Here is a 22670-nt window from a genome sequence, read left to right on the forward strand (position 1 = left end):
GGCCGTCGTCGGAGCGGACTACAGGCGGACGTAGAGCCGCAGCGTGACGTAGGCGGCGACGGCGGCCAGCCCGACGCCGGCAGCGGCGATCACCGGTGAGATCGCGATGATCGCCGACCAGTCGACCGGCGGGATGATGCCCGCCTTGATCGGCCCGGCCAGCGTCTTGTCCACGAACAGGACCTTGGTCAGCACCAGCCCACCGATCGCCAGCAGCGCCCCGATGAGCCCGGCGAGCGCGGCCTCGAGGATGAACGGCAGCTGGGTGTACCAGCGGGAGGCGCCGACGAGTCTCATGATGTTGGTCTCGTTGCGTCTGTTGAAGGCCGCGAGCTGGATCGTGTTCGAGATCAGCAGCAACGCGGCCAGTGCTTGCACGAGGGCCACCGCGATGGTGCCGTTGCGCGCGCCGTTGAGCAGGCTGAACAACCGGTCGAGGAAGTCGCCCTCATCGCGGACCTCGTCCACGCCGTTCTGCCCGTTCGGGAACTGCTCGGCGATCACCGGGTAGCGCTGCGGGTTGACCAGCTCGACCCGGAAGCTCTCCGGGAGCGCGTCCTCCGGGGTGTTGGCGATCAGCGCCGGCTGCTCCTGGAACTGCTGGGTGAACCGCTGGTAGGCGTCGGCCTTGGACTCGTAGACGTAGTCCTTGACCTCCGGCGAGGAGTCCAGCTGGGCCGCGATCGAGTCCCGCTGCGGATCGGTGATCCCGTCGGCGAGGTAGATCGAGACCTGGATCTTGTCGTAGTAGATCTCCCGCATGTCGCCGATCATGTTGGCGATCAGCAGACCCGTGCCCATGAGCCCGAGCGAGATCCCGGTGGTCAGGATCATCGCCACGGTCATGGTCAGGTTCCGACGCAGCCCGGCGGCCACCTCGGAGAGGACGAAGTTGACGCGCATCAGTTCCCTGTCATCTGGTGCGGCAGGCGGGTCGTCTCAGCGGCCATCGCTCAGCGCCCGAGGCCGTAGACGCCGCGGCTCTGGTCGCGGCTGAGGATCCCGTCGTTGAGCTCGATCACGCGACGCCGCATCGAGTCGACGATGTGGTAGTCGTGCGTGGCCATGACGACGGTGGTGCCGGTGCGGTTGATCCGCTCCAGCAGCAGCATGATGTCCTGGCTCGTCTCGGGGTCGAGGTTGCCGGTGGGCTCGTCGGCCAGCAGCACCAGCGGCCGGTTGACGAACGCGCGGGCGATCGCGACCCGCTGCTGCTCACCACCGGAGAGCTCGCCGGGCAGCCGGTTCTCCTTGCCGTCGAGGCCGACCATCTCCAGCACCTCGGGGACGACGCGCTTGATCGTGCGCGAGGGCTTGTTGATCACCTCGAGGGCGAAGGCGACGTTCTCGGCGACCGTCTTGTTGCGCAGCAGCCGGAAGTCCTGGAAGACACAGCCCATGGTGCGGCGCAGCTTCGGCACCTGCCACTTGCTCATCGTGCCCAGGTTCTTGTCGTTGACCTTGATGACACCCGTGGTGGGGTTCTCCTCCTTCAGCAGCATCCGGAGGAAGGTCGACTTGCCCGAGCCCGAGGAACCGATGAGGAAGACGAACTCCCCCTTGTCGATCTGCATGGAGACGTCATCCAGGGCCGGCCGGGGGCTGGTCGGATAGATCTTGGTGACGTGTTGCAATTCGATCACGAGGGACGACGGTACCTGTCCCGGACCGCATCAAGACCGGTTCGCCCGGCGCGCCCCGAATCTGTGTGCAACGACGCGACGCGGGTGCCGCCGTCAGAGGGCGTTGCCGTCCGCCTGCTCCTGCTCCTGCTGACGCCGCCAGCGGATGCCGGCCTCGATGAAGCTGTCCAGGCCGCCGTCGAGGACGTCGGAGGGGTTGCCGCTCTCCACCTCGGTCCGCAGGTCCTTGACCATCTGGTACGGGTGCAGCACGTAGGAGCGCATCTGGTTGCCCCAGCTGCTGCCCTCCCCCTTGAGCGCGTCCATCTCGGCGCGCTCCTCCTTCTGCCGGACGACCAGCAGGCGGGCCTGCAGCACCTTCAGCGCTGCGGCGCGGTTCTGGATCTGGGACTTCTCGTTCTGGCAGGAGACGACGATGCCGGTCGGGATGTGGGTCATCCGGACGGCGGAGTCGGTGGTGTTCACGCTCTGCCCCCCGGGGCCCGACGAGCGGAAGACGTCGACCCGGATCTCGTTCTCCGGGATCTCCACGTGGTCGGTGGTCTCCACCACGGGCAGCACCTCGACCCCGGCGAAGGAGGTCTGGCGGCGTCCCTGGTTGTCGAAGGGCGAGATGCGCACCAGCCGGTGGGTGCCCTGCTCGACCGACAGCGTGCCGTAGGCGTAGGGGTGCTTGACGGCGAAGGTGGCCGACTTGATCCCGGCCTCCTCGGCGTAGGAGACGTCGTAGACCTCGGTCGTGTACTTGTGCCGCTCGGCCCAGCGCAGGTACATGCGCATGAGCATCTCGGCGAAGTCGGCGGCGTCGATGCCGCCGGCCTCCGAGCGGATGGTCACCAGCGCCTCGCGGGCGTCGTACTCCCCCGACAGCAGGGTGCGCACCTCGAGCTCCTCGAGCACGGTGCGGATGCCGACCAGCTCGCGCTCGGTCTCGGCCAGGGTGGCCTCGTCGCCCTCGTCGGCGGCCATCTCGTGCATCAGCCCGACGTCGTCGATCCGGCTGCGCAGCTCCTCGACCCGGCGCAGGTCGCCCTGCAGGTAGGACAGCCGCGAGGTGAGCGCCTGGGCGGCCTCCACGTTGTCCCAGAGGTCGGGCGCGGCGGACTTCGCCTCGAGGTCGGCGACCTCGCGGCGCAGGTCGTCGACCCGCATCACGGCCTCGATGGACTTCAGGGTCGTGTCGAGTTCGTCCAGGACGACGGAGAAGTCAGCAGCCACAGCAGTTCAGGGTAGTGCGCCCCGCCAGGGGGTACGACCGCACGACATGAGCACGCCTCCCCCGGACGACCACTCGGTGCCCGACGACCTCACCGAGTACGAGCGCGAGGACTTCCCGCGCGGCATCCCCGACTCGGCCCGCACGCTGACCGACGGCGGCGCCGCCTCGGCCCGCAGCGCGCTGACCCTGCGGCTGGTGCTGGCCGCGTTCGGGCTGGTGCTGTGCACGGTGCTGGGCGTGCTGGCCTCGGGCTCGGACGTCTCGCCGGCCTTCGCCGTCGTGCTGTTCGTGCTGGCGGCGATCGCGCTGGTCGACCTGGTCGTCGTGGCCCGCCGCAAGCTCCGCGGCGAGCCGGGCTGACCGGCCCGGGGCGCGCCGTCCGCGGGCCGGTCAGGCGAGCTGGCGGAGCCGCCCGCCGGACCGGGCCGCGCGGTGGGCGGCGAGCCAGCCGGGGACGTCCTCGGCCGTCATCGGCCGGGCGATGAAGTAGCCCTGCGCGTAGGCGCAGCCCAGCTCGGTGACCAGGGCCAGCTGGTCGGCGGTCTCGACGCCCTCGGCGAGGCTGCGCATGCCGCAGGCGGCGGCCAGGCCGACCACGGCGGAGATCGCCGCGGCGGACTCGCTGCGCCGGGTGGCGGTGCCGGCGAGGAGGCTGCGGTCCATCTTCAGCACGCCGGCCGGGATGGAGACCAGCTGGCTGAGCGAGGAGAAGCCGCTGCCGAAGTCGTCGATGGAGACCTCGACGCCGGCGATGCGCAGCTGGGCGAACTGGGCGGCGGCCCGCAGCGGGTCCTCCGCGACGCTGGTCTCGGTCAGCTCCAGCAGCAGCCGCTCCGGGGCGAGGCCGGCCTCGTCCAGGGCGTCGAGGACGTCGGCGACCAGGGTGCCGGTGCCGAAGTGGGCGGCGCTGATGTTGACGCCGGTGATCAGCGACAGGCCGGCGCGCTCCCACTCGACGCACTGCCGGGCGGCCTCGCCGAGCACCCACCGGGTCAGCGGGACGACGATGCCGTACTGCTCGGCCAGCGGGATGAAGTCACACGGCGCCAGGAGCCCGCGGGTGGGGTGCTGCCAGCGGACCAGCGCCTCGACGCCGCTCACCTCACCGGTGGGCAGGTGCAGGACAGGCTGGTAGTGCAGCACCAGCTGGCCGGTGTCGATGGCCTCGCGCAGTTCGGCGGCGACCAGCACGCGCTGCTCGACCGCCGAGCGCAGGTCCGGGCTGAACACCCGCACCCGGTTGCGGCCGGCGGACTTGGCCGCGTACATCGCCAGGTCGGCGTCCCGGACGAGGTCGGTGGAGCGCAGACCGGGGGCGACGTCGGGGGCGCTGGCCACGCCGATGCTGACGGTCAGCCGGGTGGAGCGCTCGCCGAGGTCGAAGGGCGCGTCGAAGGTCCGCTGGAACCGCTCGGCGAGGGCGAGCGCACCCTCGACGTCGCAGTCGCGGCACAGCACGACGAACTCGTCGCCCCCCAGGCGCCCGACGGTGTCCAGGGTGCGGGTGCTGCCGCTGAGCCGGGAGGCCAGCTCGCGCAGCAGGTGGTCGCCCACCTCGTGGCCGAGGGTGTCGTTGACGTCCTTGAAGCCGTCGGCGTCCAGGAACAGCACGCTCACCGGGCCGCGGCCGGGGCGGCGCAGCTCGCTGTCGATCAGCTCGTGCAGGTGGGCGCGGTTGGGCAGGTCGGTGAGGTGGTCGTGCCGGGCCCGCCAGTCCGAGGCCTGCTCGGCCTCGACCCGGGAGGTGATGTCGGTGTGGGTGACCACGAGCCGGCCGGACTGGTCGGCCCGGGAGGCCTGCAGGTGGAACCAGCGCAGCCCGGCGAGGGTGCGCAGGCCGTGGTCGAGGCTGACCAGCGAGCGGGTGCCGGCGGCCAGCTCGCGCAGCTCGTCGACGGGGGCCCGGTCGGCGTCGTCGTCGGCCAGGCTGCGGATGACGTCGAAGTAGTTGGCGCCCACGCCGACCCGCAGCCGGTCGTCGGCCAGCAGGTCACCGGCGTCCCGCCAGGCGGAGTTGGCCAGCAGCATCGTGCCGTCGGCGTCGATGAGCACGGTGGGTGAGGGCAGCGCGTCCAGGACGCCGGCCACCAGGTCGGCGTGCGCGCGGCCGGTGACCTCGCCGTGCCCGATGTCGCGGGGCAGCTGTCGCCGATCGGTCCCTCGCGGCACGTGCACCCCCTGTGCTGGTCGTCCGGGCTGCCGGTCTGGCACGTCCCGCGTCCAGGACTCATCGGCATCGCCCACCACTGCTGCACCCCTGCGTGCTGGATGGAACCGTAAAGGGTGACGCGGCGCCGACCGAGCGGGTGACCGCCGGGTCTTGCGGACTTCTTGCGGATCGCTGGCGCCGGTCTGCAGGTCCGGCCCGCAGGGTCGGGGCATGGACATCGAGAGCGCCTACGACCTGCTGGCCGAGCTGGAGCTGCACGAGGTCGAGGACCTCGGCGCCGACTGGTTCGAGGCGGAGCTGGCCGAGCTGCTGCCGCTGGCCTGACGCTGCGCCGGCGGCGGGACCGGGGGACGCTGGAGGTCGGGGACCGACGACGTTCCTCGTCCGGGAGGCCGTGACCATGAGCGTGCAGTACCGCTGCGACCAGTGCGCGGAGGTGGCCGACGCCCCGGCCGCCGTGGGCTGGGTGGAGGTCCGTCAGCTGGGCGGGCATGCGCTGCTCCCCCCGGACCCCGTCCACCTGTGCCGGCTCTGCTGGGCCCGCACCGGCACCGCCGCGACCGACCCGTGCCCGGCCGGCACGGCGCCCCAGCTCAGCGAGCACGTGCAGAACCGCGACACCGTGCAGTGACCCGTCCGCCCGCCGTCCCCGCGAGGGACGACGGGCGGACGGGTGCCGGGGTCAGGCCCTCCCGGTGTGCTCGGCGATGAGCCCGGCGTAAGTGCGACCGCTGCGCTTGAGCGTCCGCTGCTGCGTCTCGTAGTCGACCCGGGCCAGCCCGAAGCGCGGCCAGTAGCCGTAGGCCCACTCGAAGTTGTCCATCAGCGACCAGGCGTAGTAGCCCTGCACCGGGGCGCCCTGCGCGGCCGCAGACTGCACCGCGGCGACGTGGTCGACCAGGAACGCGGTGCGCTCGGGGTCGTCGACGACGCCGTCCGGGCCGGGGGTGTCGTGCCAGGCCGAGCCGTTCTCGGTGACCAGCAGGGCGGGGGTCTCGTACTCCTTGGCGACCCGCAGCAGCAGGTCGGCCAGGCCCTGTGGGTGCACCTCCCAGTCCAGCGCGGTGGTCACCGCCCCCGGCACCGGCACCTGCCGGAAGCCCAGCGTGGCGACCTCGGGGTCGGCGGCGATGCGCTGCCGGAAGTAGTAGTTGACGCCGAGGAAGTCCAGCGGCTGCGCCAGCAGGGCCGCGTCCCCGGGGAGCTCGGGCAGGTCGACGCCGTAGAGGGCGACCATGTCGGCGGGGAAGCCGCGGCCGTGCACCGGGTCCAGCCACCAGCGGTTGACGTGCCCGTCGGCCCGCAGCGCCGCCTGCCGGTCGGCCGCGCTGTCGGTGGCCGGCTCGATCGGGCTGAGGTTGAGCACGATGCCCACCTCGGCCGCCGGCGCGGCCGCCCGGATCGCCGCGCTGCCCAGCGCGTGCGCCAGCACCTGGTGGTAGCCGGCGTGCACCGCGCTGCGCAGGTCGCGCACCCCGGGTGCCATCCGGCCCTCGAGGTGGCCGATCCAGGCGGTGCACAGCGGCTCGTTCAGCGTCGTCCACCGGGTGACCCGGTCGCCCAGCCGGCCGGCGACGAGGCCGGCGTACTCGGCGAACCGCTCGGCGGTCTCCCGGGCGACCCAGCCGCCACGGTGCTGCAGCGCCGAGGGCAGGTCCCAGTGGTACAGCGTCGGGAACGGCTCGATGCCGGCGGCGAGCAGGTCGTCGACCATCCGGTCGTAGTGGTCCAGCCCGGCGGCGTTGACCGGGCCGGCGCCGGTGGGCTGGATGCGCGGCCAGGCGGTGGAGAACCGGTAGCTGTTCACGCCGAGCTCGCGCATGAGCGCCAGGTCGTCGTCCCAGCGCCGGTAGGAGTCGCAGGCGACGTCCCCGGTGTCGCCGTGCTCGATCGCCTCGGGCACCCGGCCGAAGTCGTCCCAGATGGAGGGCCCGCGGCCGTCGGCGGTGGTGGCGCCCTCGATCTGGAACGCCGAGGTCGCCACCCCCCACCGGAAGTCGGCGGGCAGGGCGGGAGTGCTCACGGGGTTCCTCACTTCACCGAGCCGGCCGTGAGACCGGCGACGAGGTAGCGCTGCAGCAGGAGGAACCCGACGACGACCGGCACGCTCACGGTGAGCGAGGCGGCCATGATCTGGTTCCAGTAGACGTTGTTCTGGGTCGCGTAGCCCTGCAGCCCGACGGCGAGGGTGCGGGTCGACTCGTCGGTCAGCACCGAGGCGAACAGCACCTCGCCCCAGGCGGTCATGAAGGCGTAGATCAGGACGGCGATGATGCCGGGCATCGCGGCCGGGACGACCACCCGGAAGAAGGCCCCCATCGGCCCGTTGCCGTCGACGGCGGCCGCCTCGTCCAGCTCGCGGGGCACCGAGTCCAGGTAGCCCACGAGCATCCAGACCGCGAACGGCAGCGTGAAGGTCAGGTAGGTGATGATCAGCCCGGGCCGGCTGCCGTAGAGGTCGATGCCCAGGGTCCGGCCGAGGTTCACGAAGATCACGAACAGCGGCAGCAGGAACAGGATCCCGGGGAACATCTGGGTCGAGAGCACCGTCACCGAGAAGAGCTGGCGGCCGGTGAAGCGGTACCGGCTCACCGCGTAGGCGGCCAGCAGCGCCAGCGCGACCGAGGCCACCGCGGCGGTCACCGACACGACCAGGCTGTTGACGAAGTAGCGGCCCAGCGGGATGGTGCGCCACATCTCGACGAAGGCGTCGAGGGTGACCGTGGAGGGGAACCAGCGGAACTCCCCCTGGACGTCGCCCAGCGGCTTGAGCGACGTGGTGACCATGACCCACACCGGCAGCAGCGCGAACGCGCACAGCAGCGTCAGCCCGATCCGCCGCGACCACACGAACCACTGCGGCTCACGCATCGACGTCCTTCTTCCGCGTCAGCAGCAGGTACACCGCGGTGACGGCGAGCAGGAAGAGCAGCAGCAGCACGCTCATCGCCGAGCCGGTGCCGAAGTTCCAGGTCACGAACGAGTTCTGGTAGATGTGCATGGAGATCAGGTCCGCCTGCTCCGGCGCCGACTTCCCGAAGAACGTGTACGGCACCGTGAACTCGTTGAACGTCCACAGGAACAGCACCAGCAGCAGCACCTGGTTGACGCTGCGCAGGTTCGGCAGGGTCACCCAGCGCACCGAGCGCAGCACCCCGGCGCCGTCGATCGCCGCGGCCTCGTACTGCTCGGCCGGGATGCTGGACATCCCCGCGGTCAGCGCCAGGAAGGCGAAGGGCCACAGCCGCCAGACCTCGACGACGATCAGCGCCCAGAAGCTGTTGTCACCGATCAGCCAGAACGGCCGCTCGTCGGTGAGGTGCAGCTGGTCGACCAGGACGTGGTTCACCATCCCGTTGTCGCGCTGGAGCATGAACGACCAGGTGATCACCGAGGCGAACACCGGCAGGGCGTAGGGCACCAGGAAGATCGTGCGCACCAGCCCGCGCCCGCGGAAGGCGTGCTGGGTCCAGATCGCCGCGGCCATCGCCAGCGCCCAGGACAGCGCCAGCACGATCACGGTGAACTGCACCGTCGTCCAGAACGAGTGCAGCAGGGCCTTGCCCGAGGCCTCGTCGAACTGGAGGACGAACCGGTAGTTGCCCACCCCCGCGGCCGGGGCCGCGGTCCAGTTGCGGACGTAGAACTGGGTCAGCTCCAGGAAGCTCATCCCGACCCCGATGACCATCGGGATGATGTGGATCAGCAGCTCGGCGACGACGACCGGCAGCAGCAGCAGGTAGGGCAGCCACTGCCGCTTCCTCTTGCGGGGGGCCCGCACCGGCGTGCTGCCGGTGCGGGCCTCCGTCCCGGCCTCGGGCGCCGGGTCGACCGTGATCATCCGGCGAGCTGCTGCTGTGCGGCGGCCAGCTGCTCGCTGATCGCCTGCTCGGTGACGACGGTGCCGCTGGCGGCCTGGGCCAGCATGTTCTTGACCGCGGTGCCGACCAGGGTCTCGAACTGGCTCTCCTCGGGGACGGCGGGCATCGGCACGGCCTTGTCGTCGAGGATGGACTTGAAGGTCTCGACCGCCTCGGTCTGGAAGGCCGGGTCGCTGTAGGCCTCGGTCACCGCGGGGAGCGAGCCGTAGGTCTTGTTCAGCTGGATCTGGGTCGGCGTGCTGGTCATGAACTCGACGAAGTCCAACGCCTGCGGCTTGTGCTCGGAGTTGTCGAACACGGCCAGGTTGATCCCGGCGACGATGCTGGCGACGTCCTCGGCGGCACCGCTGGGTGCCGGGATCGGGGCGACGCCGATGTCGGCGGGGTCCATGCCCAGCTCCTCCAGCGACCCGGCCGCGGCCTGCCACATGACCATCGCGCTCTTGCCGGAGGCGAAGTCGGCCAGCGCCTCGGTGCCGTTGGAGTACTCGGCGTTGCTCGGGTTGGTGATCTTGTCGGTCTGGATGAGGTCCAGGTACTGCTTGATCCCGGCGACGTTCTCCGGGGTGTCGAAGGTCGGCTTCCCGGCGTCGTCGAAGAACGACCCGCCCTGCTGCTCGGAGAAGACGAAGACGTTGTGGATGTTCTCCGAGACGCTGCCGCCCTCGATGGACATGCCCCAGTGCTCCGGGGTGGTCAGCTTCTTGCCGGCCTCGACGAGCTCTTCCCAGGTGGCCGGCGGCTCGGTGATCCCGGCCTCCGCGAACATCGACTTGTTGTAGTAGAGCCCGTAGGCCAGCGAGTAGACCGGGACGGCGGTGGGCGGCTGGCCCGGGGCGCCGGTGGCGGCGAGGCTGCCGGCGAGGAACCGGTCCGCGCCGCCGATCTCGGCCATCGTGGCGTCGTCGAACGGGGTGAGCGCGCCGGTGGCCTGCAGCGAGGCCGACCAGGTGTTGCCGATGTTCAGCACGTCGGGGCCCTCGCCGGAGGCGGTGGCGGCCAGGATCCGGTTCAGCAGGTCCGACCACGGCACGACCTCGACGTCGACCTTGATCCCGGTCTTCGCCGTGAACGCGTCGAGCTGGGGCTGGAGCACCTCCTGGTCGTTCTCCAGGCTGGTGCCCTGGTTGCTGGCCCAGTAGGTGAGCGTGACGTCCTCGGCCGCGCCGCCCGAGGTCTCCTCGTTGCCGCCACAGCCGGCCAGGGAGGCGGCCACGAGGGACACCGCGACGGCGCTGGTGATGCGCTTCAGTCTCACAACGGTCCTCCTGGTGAAGGGGCGCGCCGTTCTCCGCTGAACGCCGCTCGACCACTTCTTTCAAGGCGTGAACTAAGTACATCCGCCGTGTGGCGTCAATCACCGCGGGCGTGTCCGTCACCGATTCGTGACCTTCTCCGCGAACCGTCGCGGCGGCGCGCCCCGCCGGTACGCTCGCCGTTCTCAGCGCGGAGGTGCACGGGTGGGCAGCAGGCAGACGTCGACGGTGCACGGGCTGCGCCGGGAGAACCGCGCCCGCGCGCTGTGGGACCTCTACCTCCACGGCCCCGGCAGCCGGCAGCGGATCGGCGCGGGCGCCGGCGTCAGCCCGGGCACGGTCAGCAACGTCGTGGGCGACCTGATGGAACAGGGGCTGGTCCAGGAGTCCGGGTCGGTGCCCTCGGGCGGTGGGCGGCCGTCCTCGATCGTGCAGATCGACCCCGGCTACGCGTTCGTCCTCGGCGTGGACGTAGGCGAGTCCTCGGTGCTCGTCGAGCTGTTCGACCTGGCCATGCAGGTGCGTGGCCGGCACCGGATCCCGACCGAGCTGGCCCGGCTGGCCCCGGCCGAGGTGGTCGAGCAGATCGTGGCCGGGGTCGCGGCGGTGCTCGCCCAGTCGGGGGTGGCCACCGACGACGTCCTCGGCGTGGGGGTCGGGGTGCCCGGGCTCGTCGAGCACTCGCCACTGGCGGTGGTGCACGCGCAGACCGTCGGCTGGGACGCCGTCCCGCTGGAGGCGCTGCTGCACGAGCGCACCGCACTCCCGCTGGCGGTCGACAACGGCGCGAAGCTGCTGGGCCAGGCCGAGCACTGGTTCGGCGCGGCCCGGGGGGCGGCCGACGTCGTGGTGGTGCTGCTCGGGCACGGGCTGGGCACGAGCATCTTCACCCGCGGCTCGGGTGCCCGGGCGCCGATGAGCAGCCCCGGCGAGTGGGGCCACACCGCGGTCGTGGTCGACGGCCAGCCCTGCCGGTGCGGAGCCCGCGGTTGCCTGGAGGCCTACGTCGGCGCCGGCGCGGTGGCGGCCCGGTACGACGTGCTGCGCGGCGGGCCGGCCGAGGGGTCGGAGGACCTGGAGACCCGGGTGACCGAGCTGCTGGCCCGCACCGACTCCGACCCGGCGTCGGCGACCGTGCTGGCCGAGGTGGTGCGCTACCTGGGCGCCGGGATCGGCAACCTGGTCAACGTCTACAGCCCCAGCCGGGTGGTGCTGGGCGGGTGGCTGGGCCGGCAGGTGGCCGCGCTGCGGATGACCGAGCTCGCCGGGGCGGCGGCGCGGAACGCCCTGCGGACGCCGTTCGCGGACGTCGAGCTGCTGCGCGCCGACCTGGGCGCGGACGCCGTGGCGCTGGGTGCGGCCACGCTGCCGGTGGGCCGGTTCCTGTCCTCGGGCGGGCAGCGCGACGCCGTCCTGGGTTCCCGCCCGGTGTGACTCAGCGGCGCAGTTGGGCCCACCAGCGGTCCCACACCCGCTCGGCCGCACCGGTGATCGGGCCGGCTGCGCCCAGCGCCGCCGCCACCACCGTCGGCGGGGCCTCCCGCCGGGAGCGCATCAGCCCGGCGGCGACCGCAGCGTGCAGCTCGTCGGGGGCGGCGGCGAGCAGGTCGGCGGCCAGGTCGCCGAGGGTGACGACGTCGGGGTCCAGGGCGTTGACCAGCCCGGCGATCCCCCGGCCCAGCGAGGTGGCGACGGTCGCGACGGCGGCCCGGGCGGCGGCGTCGTCCCGGGCGATGACCGACCGCGCGTAGCCGCCGGGGTCGGCCGGCACCGGGTCGCCGAGCAACCGGGCCAGGGCGCCGCCGTCGACGGCCGTGCCCCAGCACCCCCGGGCGCCGCAGGCGCAGACCACCGCGGGGTCGCCCAGCGGCAGGTGCCCGAACTCCCCGGCCGTCCCGTGGGCGCCGCCGACCAGGCGGCCGGCGTCGACCTGCGCGCCCCCCAGACCGGCGTCGACCATCAGGTGCAGCGCCGAGCGGGCGCCGGCCGCCGCACCCCGGCGCACCTCCGCGACCGCGGCCAGGGTCGCGTCGTTGTCGGCCACGAAGAGCCCGGCGCCGGGCCAGACCGCGGCGAGGTCGACGGAACGCCACCCGAGGATGGTCGCGTCGAGGTACCGCTCGTCGGTGACGATGCCCGGCGCCGAGACGCCCAGCCCGCGCACCCGGTCGCCCAGCCGGTCGCGGAGGCGGCCCACCGCGTCGCCGAGCACCCCGAGCACGGTGCCGGCGGACTCCCCGGCGTGCTCGCCGTCGAGGGTGGCGATCGAGGTCCCGCCCAGCTCGACGGCGTCGACCCGCCAGGTCGCGTGGCTGAAGGCGGCGGCGAGCACGACCGGGCCGTCGGGGTGGGCGGTGAGCGGGCGGGTGGGCCGGCCGCGCGTGGTCGCGGGCAGCGGCGACCCCTCGGCCAGCAGCTGCTCGGCCACCAGGACGCCGACCACCTCGGCCGCTCCCCCGGTGCCCATGCCGAGCAACCGGCTGGCCTCGGCGCGGGTCAGCCCGGGGTGGTCGTGGACGGCGGCCAGCATCGCCACCGCGCGGTCGGGCAACGCGCCCACGCCTGCACCTCCCCAAATGCTCGAACCCCGAGTTTAATGGCCCGGGTGACGACTCCGACCCTCGCTCCCCCACAGGGAGGACTCCGGGTCGGTGCGGCCCTGGCCGTGCTCACCCTGGCCACCTTCGCCGCCGTCACGGCCGAGACGCTGCCGGTCGGGCTGCTGCCCATGATCGCGGCGGACCTGTCGACCAGTGAGTCCCGGGTCGGGCTGCTGGTCTCGGCGTACGCGGTGGTGGTCGCGGTGGCGTCCCTGCCGCTCACGGCGCTGCTGGCCCGGTGGTCGCGGCGGTGGGCGCTGACCGGGCTGCTGGTCACGTACGCGGTCGGCAACGCCGTCTTCGCCGCCACCAGCGACTACACGGTCGCCGTGCTGGCTCGCCTGGTGGCCGGGTTCGCGCACGCCGGCTTCTTCTCCGTGGCCGTGGGCGCCGCGGTCAGCCTCGTCCCGGCTGACCGCGCCGGCCGGGCGACCGCCTGGGTCTTCGGCGGGACGACGCTGGCCTTCGCCGCCGGCGTGCCCGCCGGCACCGCGCTGGGGACGGCGGTGGGCTGGCGGTGGGCGTTCGCCGGCCTCGCCGGTGTGCTGCTGCTGCTCGGAGTGCTGGCGGCGGCCCTGCTGCCGGCCTCCCCGCCCCCGGCCGCCGCCGCACCGGCCCCGCTCCGGCAAGTGCTGCGCCGCCGGCCGGTACAGGTCGTCGCGGCCACCATCGCGCTGCTCATGCTCGGGCACTACACCGCGTTCACCTACGTCACGCCGATCGTCACCGCTGCCGGCATCGACCCGGCGCACGTCAGCCTCGTGCTGCTCGGTTACGGCACGGCGGGCGTCGTCGGGCTGACGCTGGCCGGGGCCCTGGTCGACCGGCTCCCCCGCCCGACGCTGCTCGTCGCGGTGACGCTGACCGCCGCCACGCTGGCCGTGGTCAGTGCGCCTGGGTCGACCGCCGTCTTGGTGGTGGCCGTGGTGCTGTGGGGTGTGGCGTTCGGGTCGCTGCCCACCCTGCTGCAGGCCGCCGCCCGTCGTGCAGCCCCCGACGCCGGGGACGCCGCGCCCGGGCTCACCAACGCGATGTTCAACGTGGGCATCGCCGGTGGGGGCCTCCTCGGCGCCCGGCTGCTGATCGCCGCCGAACCGTCCGCGCTGGCGCTCACCGGCGGCGCACTGGCTGCCGTCGCCCTGGTCGTCGTCCTGCTCACGCCCGGGAAGGACCCCGGCACCCGCTGAGCCGGGCCGGCCGTCGTCCCGGGGACGGCGCCCGGCCGAATGAGGACGGCCGGCTTGGTCCTGCATGACGGACGGCGTCGACTCGAACGATGCGCCGCTTCCGCTCAGGTCCCGTCGACCTTTTGCTTTGCGCTGAGCCGAAGTCCCATTACGGTGTGACTCACAGCACAGTGCCGACCGCACGAGGTCACCCGCCGAGACGACGGGCGTCCGACCTGCGGCGATGCTGCGCGCCATGTGATGACCGAAGGGGGATCCATGAAGTCGACCAGCCTGCGGGCGGTGCTCATCGCCGTCCTGTCCGCCTTGGTGTTCGTCGGACTGACCGGCCCGGCCAGCGCCGCGCCACCCACGAAGGACTCGGCGGCCGCCGAGTGCGCCGGCCACGGTGTGCCGCTCAGCAAGACCTCGATCCAGCTCTACACGTTCGCCGGCGTCATCGGCGGCGGCGCCGGGGAGCAGGCGCGCCACGAGGAGGTGCTGCGCCGGCTGGCCGAGATGGGCTACCGCAACGTCGAGCCGTACACGCTCAGCGGCTGGACCGCGCAGCAGTACGCCGACCTGCTCGACGAGTACGGCCTCAAGGCCCTGCCGCAAAGAGATTCGTGGGTTGATTGGCCGACTCACTAAGGTCAATGCCTTTGGCGTTGACATCGGCTTTGGCGAGAAGCTGCAACAGATTGATCAGGAGGTGACTGACGCGGTAAAGGTTAAAGAGCTGTCACCTGCTACAGGGGATGCGGACTTCGCAGCCTTGCAGCGAGCGCTGCACAAAGGTATAGCGGATGCGAACCGAACGGTCTTACTCGCCATCTAAGGCAATTGCGCTAGCTGGCGGGACGCTTCGACACCTCATCGAAGGCGCCGCCAGGTATGCCAACCTTGACTTAGGCTTGAGCAGTAGTCGTCTCGTTAGCCTAGTGGGACATGGCCTCGATCGCCGACTTCTTGAAGGTGCACACCAGCTAACAGCACTTGAAGTTGCCGCTCTCTTCGATCACAAGCCGTCTACCGAAGAAGCGCACCACTACATCAGCGTCGCGGATGAGATCGCATCCCGCGTGCTGGAGTTCTCGGCCGCCGCCCGCTTGGCAGCTAACTTTGACTAGAGTCACGACCATCCTTCGCTGCGTGATGCGGGCAGCGACAGCTACATACTGAGACAACTCCTCACGTTAGTGTTGTCGCCGATCAGGCGAGCGGTAGATCCTTCACGATTTTCCGCGCGAAGTCACGCATCGCCCCCGGGGTCGTGATCGAGAGCCTCGCCTGCCCATCAAGGGAAACTGGCGGCGCATTGTACCACTCGATGAACGCGGTGACGTCCTCCCCAATCTTGACCGACGTAGCTCGGTTGATGAGAAGTTGCAGCCGATGCGCTTGCCCGATTAGCTTCGTGATCGACGGGCTTGTGTCTGAGCGTTTGAAGGTTGTCGCTTCAGCTCCGTTTCCGTACGCTTCGGCTGCGTTTCCGAAGGCTTCGGCTACTTCCCGCTGCATCTCGTCGCGCAGGTCCAGGTAGTCGATGAGCGCCTCACGAACCTCGTCCCGACGCCGCTCACTGCGCTCACGAGTCCACGTGGTCTCGGAGTCAGTGACGTCTCACTCGTGCTTAAGCCTCGCGGCGAGGAAGCCAGTGACCACTGCTGCGACCACAGTGCCGCCCGCGGTGATGAGCGGGATCGCATAGTTGACGTCAGCCACGAGTGCACCCTAGGTAGAGTCACCGCGTCGGCAGCGGGGACGAACGTCGTCGAGCGTGCCGGCCATCCGGTGCCGCCGCGAAGGGGTGTCGCACGGTCCGTTCAACTCACAGTCACCAGGCTCCGTACGACCCACCCGAAGTCCTGCTAAAGCCCGGCCGACGCTCCCGACACCTGTGCAGCCTAAAGGGGGGACAGGGGGACAACTGTCCCCCCGTCCCCGCCGCAGCTCCGTACTGCGGGAAGACAAACTCTGTCTCTAACTGCATGTTCACGCCGTAGCCGAGGCGCTGCCCCCGGCCGATGGGGGGACAGCTGTCCCCCTGTCCCCCCATGAAAGTGACGCCTCAAGCGCCCGCTACGCCGCTGCTGTCAGCGCGGACGAACGGCGGCGATCACGTCATCGAAGAGACCGTTGACCATCTTGTGCAACCGCGCGTTCATCTCGAAGCGCCCGTTGAACTTGCTCGCGCCCTGCACCCGGATCAGTGAGCCACCCTCAGCTGGAAGCACTTGCGCGTTGTAGTTCTCGCTCCAGGTGAGCAAGTTCGCCTTGCTGGCGAAGTCGACAACCATCGTGAAGCCGTCCGCCCCCTTGAATTTGAATCTGTCGCGCGCCGCCGCCACGAGCGCCGGGTAGACGACCGCCGGCGGCACTGGCACGTACCGCTCTAACGTCGCCTGCGTGCCACCTGTGTTTGCCATGTTCATGACTGCTCCTCACTTACTTCGTCGGCCTCCGGACGCATGCTCACGAACGCCCTGAGTAAAGCGCTCCCCGCTCACAGAACTTCTAGTCATCACCCTTCTGGCGCGAAGACATCCTTCCGCTCCGGCTTGTGACTATGAGTCGCGGGCCCCACAGACATACATGTCACAGCGTTCCGCCGAACGCAGGAAGGAGGGGAAGCACTCGAACATGCGCTCCCACCCGAAGCTCGTCACTTGCAACTCCTGCGGTGAACTTTTCGACATCTCCGGCCACATCGGTCGTCCTCCGCAGTACTGCGCCTGCTCGCGACGGCCCGGGAGCGCGAGGCCGAGGAGCTGGCGGCCGGGCGCCCGAGCTTCATAGCCTCGGCGAGGCCTACGACGAGCTAGACATGGTTCACGGGTCGACAGTCTTGGACCTCGAAGCCTCCGACGTGCGCGCGGGCCACCTTGCGACGATCGTCCGCCGCGCTCTACTCGACGACCACAGCGCGAGCAAGCACGGTGGCCCGATCATCACCTGCCGCAAGTGTGCAGGCGACTGGGGCGTCGCTGCGGCCGTCGCCGAACGCTGAGCTAGCCCGTTCCGCGTCCCCGGCCGTGCGTAAGCACGGCCGGGGACGTCCCATCATCAGACATGCGGCACGCGCAGCTTGGCCTCACCGAATACGCCCGGACGGGTTGCGCCCCTCAAGTGCAACCGCCGCAAGGCGGGAGAACTCGTGCGCCTCGTCGTGAGAACGGTCGGCCCCCCCCACCCAGGTCAGTCTTGCGCTGGGGGTTCGGGCGTCTGCGTGACGGTGGCGGTCAGGTCCGGCACGCCGCAGGCGGCGGCCAGCAGGGCGGCGTAGTAGGTCAGCTGCTGCCGGGTCAGCTCCAGCTCACTTCGCAGCGCGCCAATCTGCGCCCACGCGTGCTCATGCTCTCGCCTAGAGCGGCTCGCCGGCCGGGCAGCCTCCCACTCATTCAGCACCGGATGCCAGCGGCCGAGTACCGGCCGCAGCGCGAAGTTCAACATGGCCACTGCCAGAAACGCCAGGTTGTACTGCCCGGCCGGCTTAGGCTCGGCCACCTGCGGCCCCGCCTTGCGCAGCACCTCCCGGGTGGTCGCGAAAAGCGAGTACAGGCTGCTCAGCGCCTCTCGCACCAGCCCCTCGTCGCGGGACAGCGGCACCACCGCCACCCGGGTCAGAAGCTCCACGTACAGCTCCCACGCTGCGCGGCGCTCTACCTCATTGGGCTCCCACGTCCCGGCAATCTTCACCAGCTTCAAGTCCAGCTCGACCTGCACGCTCTTGGGTGCTAACACGCCACCGTTCCCCCTTTTTCACACGTCGCAAACGTCGTCGACCCACTCGGCACGGGCTTAGACGGCCGGCGAACCCTCCCCCGACTCGACGGAGGGCACCGCCGCTGCCAGCACTTCCGTCAGCTCATCCGCCTCGAGCTGCTCACTCAGCAGCCGGATGAACTCCTTCTCCCCTAGCAGCCACCGCGCCTCGGCCAGCACCGCCACGACCTTCTCGGCCCCCCGCAGCACCCGCCACGCCGCCACCGCGTACGGCAACCCCTCGACCAGCCGACCACCCGCGATGAGCGCGTCGGCCAGCGCCCGGGACATCGCCGCGGACACCTCAGTATTCCGGGCTCGTTCGGCCGCCGTCAGCGCCGCCCGATACTTAACCTCGGCCTCAGCCAGATTGCCGACGGCCTGCGCTAGCACCCCCAGGCTGGCCTGGCTGACCGCCAGACCTTGCTGCCAGTCGGGGTTGGCCGGATCGGCCTCCACCAACCGCTCGGTGATGGCCAGCGCGGCCCGATAGTGCTCACCGGCGGCGGGCAGGTCCCCGGTCGCCTGCGCTAGGTGCCCCAAACTGGTGTGGCTGACGCCCAAGTCCCGCTGCCACTCGGTGTTAGCCGGATCAGCATCCGCCAGCCGCTGACGGATAGCCAGCGCGGCCCGGTAGTACTCACCGGCGGCGGGCAGGTCCCCGGTCATCTGCGCCAAGTTCCCTAGCTTACTGCGGTCAATGCCCAGGTCCCGCTGCCACTCGGTGTTGGCCGGATCAGCATCCGCCAGCCGCTGGTCGATGGCCAGCGCGGCCCGATAGTGCTCACCGGCGGCGGGCAAGTTCCCGGTCGCCTGCGCCAAGTTCCCCAGGCTGGTGTGGCTGATGCCCAGGTCCCGCTGCCACTCGGTGTTGGCCGGATCAGCATCCGCCAGCCGCTGACGGATGGCCAGCGCGGCCCGGTAATGCTCACCGGCGGCGGGCAGGTCCCCGGTCTTCTGCGCCAGGTGCCCTAGCTTGCTGCGGTCGATGCTCAGGTCCCGCTGCCACTCGGTGTTGGCCGGATCGGCCTCCGCCAGCCGCTGGTCGATGGCCAGGGCGGCCCGGTAGTGCTCAGCGGCGGCGGGCAGGTCCCTAGTCGCCTCCGCCAGGTCCCCCAGGCTGGTGCGGCTGACGCCCAGGTCCCGCTGCCACCCGATGTTGGCCGGATCGGCCTCCGCCAGCCGCTCGGTGATGGCCAGCGCGGCCCGATAGTGCTCACCGGCTGCGGTTAGGTCTCCGGCCCGCGCCAGATCCCCCAGCTTGATATGACTGATGCTTAGGTCCCGCTGCCACCCAATGTTGGCCGGGTCGGCCTCAGCACGCTTCATCGCCTCCTGTTGGACTCCCTCAGCCAGACGTCGGGCGGCGGACACGTTGCCGGTAGTAATCAGGGCTCGCATCTCTAGATCGGCCAGGAGCATCGCGGCGCGCTCACCAGCGGGCACCAGCGGCCGCACCTCAGCCAGGTACGCCCCGGCCTGCAGACTGCCTCCTAGCATCTGGAAGGCCTCTCCGGCGAGCGTGGCCACCGCGTCGTACTCGCCGAGTGCGGCCAGGTGACGGGGCATGTCAAGCAGGTCCTCATATCGGCCCCGGCCTTCATGGAAGCGGCGCAGATGCAGGTCGCTTGCCCGCTCCTGCCGTCCGGCATCATCCGCGAAGGAGTGGGTAAGGGCCTGGCCGGCCCACGGCTGCACCACCACCTCCTCCTTGCCACCGCCGGCGGCGGGCAGCCGGGTCAGCAGCGTTAGATCGATCAGGCGCTCAACGTCCGTGCCCACCACAGGCGGAGCTTCGGTCAGGTCATCGGCCGGAGCGACTGCAGTGACCTCGAGCAGGTCGGAGACGCTCAGCGGCGCCCGACACACGGCAGCCTGGGCCAGCAGCTCGCTCTGAGCCGGGGTGAGCAGGGCCAGCAGCTGCTCGAGCAGAATGTCAGCGGCACCGAGCAACACCGCCTCATCCAGCGCTTGCTCGATCGCCCGCGGCTGCCGGAGGTCGATGTTGTTCTGGCGGGCAAGCCGCTTCATCTTGACCGCGGTGTCCCGGAGGTCTGGCCAGCCGCCGCGGAGCAGCGCGTCGACGAACTCGATCAGCCGCGCGTGGCCTCCGATAGTACGCGCCACCGCCTGCCATTCCTCACCTGTGAGATCGCGAAGCGCTGACATTCGCAGCAGCAGCCGGCGCAGCTCTGCGGTCGACAGCGGCGGCACCTCCACCCGAGCCAGCCAGCGATCATCGTCCGGTAACGGGTATCGACAGGTCACCAGCACCGCCCCGGACTGCGCGGCGTTGCAGAGCTGGGTGAACAGCTCGTCCACGGAGGGGTCGCGGAAAGCCTGGCCTCCATCGGTGAGGTTCTGCTCAAAATCGTCGAACACCAGCAGCAGCCGCGCGTCACCCAGCCGCGCGGCCACCTCAATCAGCCGGTCAGCCGCGTCGACCCGCTTGTCCCGCAGCCGAGCCGCCTCCGGCTGCAGCCCTGCGGCGTCCAGCCCGTCGGCGGCGGCGGCGAGCAAGGCGTCGGGGTTCCACGCGCCCTCGTGCACCGCAACCGCCCAGCCATCGGCTCGCATCCTTGCCATCACTCGGCCGGCCAGCGCGGTCTTGCCGATGCCTCCCGGACCAGTGAGAACCACCCCTGCAGTGGCCCCGTATGTCTCCAGCGCGTGGGTGGTGCGGCGCAGCACCGCCAGCGCGGTCCGCAGCTGCCGTCGACGGCCAATCAGCCGACCGACCGGCAGCTCCCGCGCCCCCTTCCCGGAGGCAGGCTGCTCGGCTGAGGGCAGCGATACCGGCGGCAGGTCCGGATCGACCAGCGGCCGGTCCTCACCTGCGGCCAACAGCACCGGCACCCCGAACTCCGGCAGCACTAGCAGTTGCGCCGCACCGGCTTCGGTGTCCCGCTGCGCCGAGGCCCCGGGGCGCTGCTGTGCCCGGCGGGCCCGGTCCTGCTGGTCGTCATCGACGTTGATCCGCGCCTCGGCCAGGGCAAGCCCTACCGGCCTACCGGGGTTTCGGGCCAAGCCTGCGTAAAGGGCCCGGGCCAGGTCGGTGGCGTAGGTATCGCTCACTGCCGCCTGCATGGCGATAACCCGGTCCGCACCCCGGCGCAGCAGCTCCCCAGCCAGCTGCTCGGTCGCCCCGCGGCAGCTGGAAAGCACCACCACTGGCACCGCCACCTCCGCGCGCCGGAGCGCATCCACAAGTTGAGTGGCCGTGACGGGCACCGGGTTGCCGTCCTCATCCTCCAGCTCCAGGCTGGTCGAAGAGCCGTGAGCGGATAGGTGCAGCACATGAAACGGGCTTCCATGCTGGGCCGCTTCGCGCAGCGCCGCAGTAATCTGCGGCAGGCCAGCGACCTCAAGTACCCGCACTCCCACACCCGGCTGCTCGGCGACCGGCGCCACCGCATCTAGCAGCGCCTGCATCTCCCCCTCCACGTCCAACGGCGGATTCGTGGTGCGGGTCTCCTCGGGAGCTGCCACCGCCGCCAGCACTCGCACCGGCCCCGCCGACGGCACCACAGGGCTGCCAGAGGCGAACAGGACCCGTCGATGCAGGCTCACCCCGGGTCGCAGCACGAGCGGGCCGAGGTCGTTACCCGCCGCATCGGGCAACACCAGCAGTTCCACCGGCACGTCCAGCGTCGCCTCGTCGACCATCACGTCTACCTCGACCCGGTCCCTCGGCGGCAGCAGGTCCACCAACTTCCCTATCTGCCTCGCCGTGGCCGGGTCGAATAGCGCCTGTGCCAGGTCCCTCCCCGCCGCCGCTAGCCGCGCGCGGGCAACCAGCGGGCTTGCCTCCAGCGCTTGCCAAACGCCGATCACCGACGTCGGCAGCTGACTGGTCCGCTCGCTTAGTTCGGCGTCGGCCACGCTGACGCGGCTGTGCACCTGCCCGTTAGGGCGGCCGGTCAGCTCTACCACCACGCGGGTGCCCAGCGATGGGTGCCTTGTCGCAGCGCCGACATCTGCGGCCGCCTGCGCCTTCCCCGCGGCCGATGACAAGTCGGATGACACGGTTGAGCCTGCTCGCGGTGCGAGCACCGGCACCGTCCCTACCGGCGGTTCCACCTCTCCTGGCTGCCGGGTCAGCAGCCGCAGCAGCCGCTCGGCCCCCGCCACGGTGTAAGCGGTGACCGGGTAGAGCGTGTGCGTCATGGGGTGCACCCAGTCCGGCAGGTCCTCCCGGCGGCCGCCAGGCAGCACTACCGGCACCACCTTCTGCAGCGCCTCCTGGTCATCCCGATAGAGGATCTCGCGCAAGAACTTGGTCTCCCACCGCACGCCCAGTCCGGCCCCGTCCGGCGCTCGGTCCTCGGCCCGCTCGGCATAGGCCGGCGAGGCGATCACTAGCACGTGCTCGGCCTCCCGCACCTGAGCGCTCATCCAGGCCGGCCAGTCCTGCCGCTGCTCGGCCGCCGGTAGATCGATTTTGGCGTCGAGTCCGTTGCGGCGCAGAAAGAGCCAGAAGTCCCGGACTCGTTCCTCGTGCTCCGGGGAGTCGTGCGCGTAGGAGATGAACACCCGCACCGGCGCACCCGCGCCCTGCGCCGGCCCAGCCGCGACCTCGCCGTCCACGCGATTCCCCCTGCCGCCCAAGACGTTGGCGACCTGAGCCTGCCATGCCCGCTGCCCGGGCACAGCACTTGCGCTATCAACCCGTCCCCGACTCGGGCAGGGACCGGGGACCTCCGGACCTCATGCGCCTTATCGCCAGGGAGGACCCTCAGTGGGTCAATGCGGGCGCCCTCCACCCCATACTTCGATCGAGATGCTTCGCGGCCGACCGATACCGATCAGGTCACCGGCGTTCAACCCAGCGGTCATCTCATCGGGGAAGATGGTGAACAAGTTGAAGACTCGGATGCTCGACTCCGAATACGCCGCTACGCGGTCACGTCCGGGATGACGACGTGCAGGCGGGAACCATCCGGCAACATCGCGTCGACGAACGGGGTCGA

At 70.9% G+C, this 22670-nt stretch carries 19 protein-coding genes; 6 read left to right on the plus strand and 13 right to left on the minus strand.

Going from position 1 to position 22670, the window contains the following annotated elements; translation table 11 throughout:
• Positions 1 to 18 precede the first annotated feature (18 nt).
• The 3 genes from ftsX to prfB all read right to left on the minus strand — a co-directional run bounded on the left by ftsX (position 19) and on the right by prfB (position 2861).
• A complete protein-coding gene (ftsX, locus tag GCU67_RS09725) occupies positions 19 to 903 on the minus strand; it encodes a permease-like cell division protein FtsX (RefSeq protein WP_163611023.1) in 885 nt (294 codons plus the stop codon).
• 50 nt (positions 904 to 953) lie between these two features.
• A complete protein-coding gene (gene ftsE, locus GCU67_RS09730; protein ID WP_163611024.1) occupies positions 954 to 1643 on the minus strand; it encodes a cell division ATP-binding protein FtsE in 690 nt (229 codons plus the stop codon).
• Between the two features lie 93 nt (positions 1644 to 1736).
• Positions 1737 to 2861 carry a peptide chain release factor 2 gene (gene prfB / locus GCU67_RS09735; protein WP_163611025.1) on the minus strand — a complete coding sequence of 375 codons (1125 nt, stop codon included), beginning with the start codon at positions 2859 to 2861 and terminating at the stop codon, positions 1737 to 1739.
• A gap of 46 nt (positions 2862 to 2907) precedes the next feature.
• Between prfB and GCU67_RS09740 the strand changes: the two genes are divergently transcribed.
• Positions 2908 to 3222, plus strand: a complete 315-nt coding sequence (locus GCU67_RS09740; RefSeq protein ID WP_163611026.1) for a DUF6343 family protein — start codon at positions 2908 to 2910, stop codon at positions 3220 to 3222.
• A 30-nt stretch (positions 3223 to 3252) separates the two neighbouring features.
• On the opposite strand, the gene GCU67_RS09745 is transcribed toward GCU67_RS09740, so the two are convergent.
• Complete coding sequence (locus GCU67_RS09745; RefSeq protein WP_338104905.1) at positions 3253 to 5031, minus strand: putative bifunctional diguanylate cyclase/phosphodiesterase; 1779 nt, start codon at positions 5029 to 5031, stop codon at positions 3253 to 3255.
• Between the two features lie 401 nt (positions 5032 to 5432).
• On the opposite strand from GCU67_RS09745, the gene GCU67_RS09750 reads away from it, so the two are divergent.
• Complete coding sequence (locus tag GCU67_RS09750; protein WP_163611027.1) at positions 5433 to 5663, plus strand: hypothetical protein; 231 nt, start codon at positions 5433 to 5435, stop codon at positions 5661 to 5663.
• Between the two features lie 51 nt (positions 5664 to 5714).
• Here the strand turns inward: GCU67_RS09750 and GCU67_RS09755 are convergent, their stop codons facing one another.
• The 4 genes from GCU67_RS09755 to GCU67_RS09770 are packed head-to-tail and all read right to left on the minus strand — an operon-like array spanning position 5715 to position 10171.
• Positions 5715 to 7055: a GH1 family beta-glucosidase gene (locus tag GCU67_RS09755; RefSeq protein ID WP_163611028.1), complete on the minus strand. Its 1341-nt coding sequence runs from the start codon at positions 7053 to 7055 to the stop codon at positions 5715 to 5717.
• 8 nt (positions 7056 to 7063) lie between these two features.
• The gene (locus GCU67_RS09760) at positions 7064 to 7903 is read right to left on the minus strand and encodes a carbohydrate ABC transporter permease (RefSeq protein WP_163611029.1); all 840 of its coding nucleotides are present in this window, start codon (positions 7901 to 7903) and stop codon (positions 7064 to 7066) included.
• Positions 7896 to 8873, minus strand: coding sequence for a carbohydrate ABC transporter permease (locus tag GCU67_RS09765; RefSeq protein WP_163611030.1), 978 nt, complete (start codon positions 8871 to 8873; stop codon positions 7896 to 7898). The genes GCU67_RS09760 and GCU67_RS09765 overlap by 8 nt, the downstream gene beginning before the upstream one ends.
• Complete coding sequence (locus tag GCU67_RS09770) at positions 8870 to 10171, minus strand: extracellular solute-binding protein (RefSeq protein ID WP_163611031.1); 1302 nt, start codon at positions 10169 to 10171, stop codon at positions 8870 to 8872. The genes GCU67_RS09765 and GCU67_RS09770 overlap by 4 nt, the downstream gene beginning before the upstream one ends.
• Positions 10172 to 10373: 202 nt before the next feature.
• On the opposite strand from GCU67_RS09770, the gene GCU67_RS09775 reads away from it, so the two are divergent.
• A complete protein-coding gene (locus GCU67_RS09775; protein WP_163611032.1) occupies positions 10374 to 11603 on the plus strand; it encodes an ROK family protein in 1230 nt (409 codons plus the stop codon).
• Position 11604: 1 nt separating this feature from the next.
• On the opposite strand, the gene GCU67_RS09780 is transcribed toward GCU67_RS09775, so the two are convergent.
• Positions 11605 to 12729, minus strand: coding sequence for an ROK family protein (locus GCU67_RS09780; RefSeq protein WP_163611033.1), 1125 nt, complete (start codon positions 12727 to 12729; stop codon positions 11605 to 11607).
• Between the two features lie 45 nt (positions 12730 to 12774).
• Between GCU67_RS09780 and GCU67_RS09785 the strand changes: the two genes are divergently transcribed.
• A complete protein-coding gene (locus tag GCU67_RS09785; RefSeq protein ID WP_163611034.1) occupies positions 12775 to 13956 on the plus strand; it encodes an MFS transporter in 1182 nt (393 codons plus the stop codon).
• A 258-nt stretch (positions 13957 to 14214) separates the two neighbouring features.
• Positions 14215 to 14586, plus strand: a complete 372-nt coding sequence (locus tag GCU67_RS09790) for a hypothetical protein (RefSeq protein WP_163611035.1) — start codon at positions 14215 to 14217, stop codon at positions 14584 to 14586.
• Between the two features lie 1445 nt (positions 14587 to 16031).
• On the opposite strand, the gene GCU67_RS09795 is transcribed toward GCU67_RS09790, so the two are convergent.
• Entirely contained in the window at positions 16032 to 16370 is a 339-nt protein-coding gene (locus GCU67_RS09795) for a hypothetical protein (protein WP_163611036.1), read from the minus strand.
• A gap of 413 nt (positions 16371 to 16783) precedes the next feature.
• Between GCU67_RS09795 and GCU67_RS09800 the strand changes: the two genes are divergently transcribed.
• Positions 16784 to 16945, plus strand: a complete 162-nt coding sequence (locus GCU67_RS09800) for a hypothetical protein (protein ID WP_163611037.1) — start codon at positions 16784 to 16786, stop codon at positions 16943 to 16945.
• Positions 16946 to 17133: 188 nt separating this feature from the next.
• Here the strand turns inward: GCU67_RS09800 and GCU67_RS09805 are convergent, their stop codons facing one another.
• From GCU67_RS09805 to GCU67_RS21320, 3 genes are all read right to left on the minus strand, one after another.
• The gene (locus GCU67_RS09805; RefSeq protein ID WP_211661097.1) at positions 17134 to 17661 is read right to left on the minus strand and encodes a hypothetical protein; all 528 of its coding nucleotides are present in this window, start codon (positions 17659 to 17661) and stop codon (positions 17134 to 17136) included.
• Positions 17662 to 17736: 75 nt separating this feature from the next.
• Positions 17737 to 22287: a CHAT domain-containing protein gene (locus GCU67_RS09810; protein WP_163611039.1), complete on the minus strand. Its 4551-nt coding sequence runs from the start codon at positions 22285 to 22287 to the stop codon at positions 17737 to 17739.
• A gap of 156 nt (positions 22288 to 22443) precedes the next feature.
• Positions 22444 to 22670 (minus strand): hypothetical protein (locus GCU67_RS21320; protein WP_211661098.1); only part of this gene is annotated, 227 nt, incomplete at its 5' end.

It is taken from the genome of Modestobacter muralis (assembly GCF_010682105.1).
In the GTDB taxonomy this organism is placed as follows: domain Bacteria; phylum Actinomycetota; class Actinomycetes; order Mycobacteriales; family Geodermatophilaceae; genus Modestobacter; species Modestobacter muralis.

Bases quoted from the DNA above. Each gene is read 5' to 3' on its own strand.
- GCU67_RS09760 (WP_163611029.1), bottom strand. From the start codon at position 7,903: ATGCGTGAGCCGCAGTGGTTCGTGTGGTCGCGGCGGATCGGGCTGACG.
- GCU67_RS09765 (WP_163611030.1), bottom strand. From the start codon at position 8,873: ATGATCACGGTCGACCCGGCGCCCGAGGCCGGGACGGAGGCCCGCACC.
- ftsX (WP_163611023.1), bottom strand. From the start codon at position 903: ATGCGCGTCAACTTCGTCCTCTCCGAGGTGGCCGCCGGGCTGCGTCGG.
- GCU67_RS09790 (WP_163611035.1), top strand. From the start codon at position 14,215: ATGAAGTCGACCAGCCTGCGGGCGGTGCTCATCGCCGTCCTGTCCGCC.
- GCU67_RS09795 (WP_163611036.1), bottom strand. From the start codon at position 16,370: ATGAACATGGCAAACACAGGTGGCACGCAGGCGACGTTAGAGCGGTAC.
- GCU67_RS09740 (WP_163611026.1), top strand. From the start codon at position 2,908: ATGAGCACGCCTCCCCCGGACGACCACTCGGTGCCCGACGACCTCACC.
- GCU67_RS09750 (WP_163611027.1), top strand. From the start codon at position 5,433: ATGAGCGTGCAGTACCGCTGCGACCAGTGCGCGGAGGTGGCCGACGCC.